At 33.3% G+C, this 2430-nt stretch carries 2 protein-coding genes and 2 pseudogenes; 2 read left to right on the forward strand and 2 right to left on the reverse strand.

Annotated elements, in window-relative coordinates; translation table 11 throughout:
• Nucleotides 1-255: pseudogene (locus tag V7137_RS30125) on the reverse strand (hypothetical protein); the annotation flags it as partial.
• 505 nt (nucleotides 256-760) lie between these two features.
• On the opposite strand from V7137_RS30125, the gene V7137_RS30130 reads away from it, so the two are divergent.
• Both V7137_RS30130 and V7137_RS30135 read left to right on the forward strand, forming a co-directional pair.
• On the forward strand, nucleotides 761-1102 hold the full coding sequence (locus V7137_RS30130) for a DMT family transporter (RefSeq protein WP_335701474.1): 342 nt from the start codon (nucleotides 761-763) through the stop codon (nucleotides 1100-1102).
• A pseudogene (locus V7137_RS30135) lies at nucleotides 1102-1396 on the forward strand (DMT family transporter). The gene V7137_RS30130 and the pseudogene V7137_RS30135 overlap by 1 nt, the downstream one beginning before the upstream one ends.
• 97 nt (nucleotides 1397-1493) lie before the next feature.
• Here the strand turns inward: V7137_RS30135 and V7137_RS30140 are convergent.
• A partial coding sequence (locus tag V7137_RS30140) for a HAMP domain-containing sensor histidine kinase (RefSeq protein ID WP_335701475.1) occupies nucleotides 1494-2430 on the reverse strand: 937 nt, incomplete at its 5' end.

The following is a 2430-nucleotide window of genomic DNA, read 5'->3' on the forward strand; positions in this document are numbered from 1 at the left end:
TTCATATAAGATCCATTTTAATTTATTATTCAGGGATAAACGGATAAAAATTTTATATAGAATAACTGTGATTCCAGCATAAGTAATAGCCTTTCCCATGTTATTAACCTCTACGGGGCTACTAATAATGTTCGTAAGGACAAGAATATACAACAAATCGAAAGAGTGCATTTGAGCTACTGCTTTTTTCCCAGTAAACCTTAAGAACATATATCCAACCACAAAAACAATAAATGTACGGTAAAATGTTTCCAAATTTGCATCTCTCCTTAAAAATTCTCCACCCTATCAAACGCCCTAACCGAATTAAAGTTATCTCTAGTATTAGAAGTTTCATTCGTGTCTAAACCAGAGATTTATACTTAAAGATGATTACAATACATGATGAATGTAAAAGGGTTAAGGGAAACATGACCTTTAATTATGATCAATACCCTGGTAAGTGAAGGTGGTTAAAATACTCTCAGACTACGATATGAGAATAAAAAAACACACGGTTTTTTAGAGGAAATACCGAGTGTTTCCTAATCTATTTTACAAAAATCGATTCTTCATTCTTGTATAAATTTTTAATGTGTGTGTGATTTATTGTAATTGTATAAGTAAAATGTTTTCTAGGGTTCCGCAGTTTGGGTCTGGTCCGAAAGAAAACTCACAGCTATGCTGTGTCACGGGATAAAAGCCTGGGAGAAACTGTTTAACAGTTATCTCTTGGGCTTTTTTTGTTTTTAGTAAAAATAAAAATGGAGGTTATTTTTAAATGAATACCACCTGGATTAAAGTATTTATTGCTGCTTTTTTTGAAGTGTTTTGGGTTATTGGGTTAAAACACGCAAACGACTTCTGGACTTGGACAGGAACTATTATTTCTATTATTTTCAGTTTCTATTTAATGATTATGGCTGGACGTAAACTTCCAGTGAGGACTGTTTATGCCGTTTTTGTAGGGATGGATACAGCAGGAACGGTCCTGTCCGAAATTATTTTCTTTGGAGAACCTTTTAAAATAATCAAATTACTCTTAATTTTACTTTTATTAGCAGGAGTAATTGGCTTGAAATTAGTTACAAAGGACAATGTTCAGGAAGGAGCTGAATTCTAATGGCGTGGATTTCTTTAATCATAGCAGGATTATTTGAAATGTTTGGTGTTGCTATGATTAATAAATTGCATAAAGAACGTAATTGGCAATCTTTAGTTCCATTATTTTTAGGATTTGGAGGAAGTTTTCTGTTTCTTGCTTACGCAATGAGAACACTGCCTATGGGGACAGCATATGCAATCTGGAGGGGCGATAGTAGGAATGCTTTTTTATGATGAGTCAAAAGACTGGAGAAGAGTTATTTTTATTACGATGGTTTTAGGTGCAGCAATAGGATTAAAACTTGTCTCTTAAGCCACAGTTAACAATTTAAAAAGATAATCTGTTTATTAAACATCAGATTATCTTTTTAAAGGAATTTATTAGGATGTTTGGTATTTGCTCTCTCCCTTTAGTTTATCTGTGGTAAAAGTATAATAAATTCTGTTCCCTTATCCTTTTCACTGTTCACATGAATTTTACCTTTGAAAGAACTGACAATTTGAAAGCTTACCATCATGCCTAGTCCTGTCCCACTTTCCTTTAAGGAATAAAACGGAGATCCAAGTCTATCAATTTGCTTTTTTGTCATACCAATTCCTTGGTCCTTAATGTTAATTTTTATATATCCATCATCAGTTGAAGAACATGCAATCCAAACAATTCCACCATTCGGCATAGACTCTATCGCATTTTTCAAAATATTAATCAAAGACTGGTTCAATTTTTGAGGATTAGCATCAATCCAACAATTATCAAGAATATCAGTTTTCATCTCAACATTGTGGTTCCGGCTGTAACTTTGAAGGATATTGACTACACGTTGTAACTGATAACCTACGTTGATTCTTTTGTTGTTATCTATGGAAGGTTTTCCAAAAGCTAAAAAATCATTAATAATTTCATTTGCACGATCTAGTTCTTCGATGGATAATTGGATATATTCCTTCTTTTCATTAGGTAAATCGGGCTCGTTTAGAAGTTGCAAAAAGCCGCGAGTCACTTGCATTGGATTTCTAATTTCATGAGCGAAAACACTTGTTAACTCACTTATCACTCGTAATTTCTCCGAGTTTTGCATTTCTGATCGTAGCTTGTGAATCTCCCTGATACTTTCAATTAACATAGTAAATGCCCAAGTGACGACCAATACAAAGGTAAGATGAATGATCTGTACCTTCAGATCATCTAAGGAAAAACCTCTTAGAATACCAAAAAAAGTAAGGCCAATCAGACAGTAGCAAAAGGAAAGGCCAACCGCAATCTTCATCCTTTTATTTTTATTCGAACTTGCAAACGATTTTTGAAAAAACAATATAACAGGCAATGATAATAATAAGACAAGAACA

The sequence above is a fragment of the Neobacillus drentensis genome, from assembly GCF_036962765.1.
Taxonomy (GTDB): Bacteria; Bacillota; Bacilli; order Bacillales; family Cytobacillaceae; genus Neobacillus; species Neobacillus drentensis_C.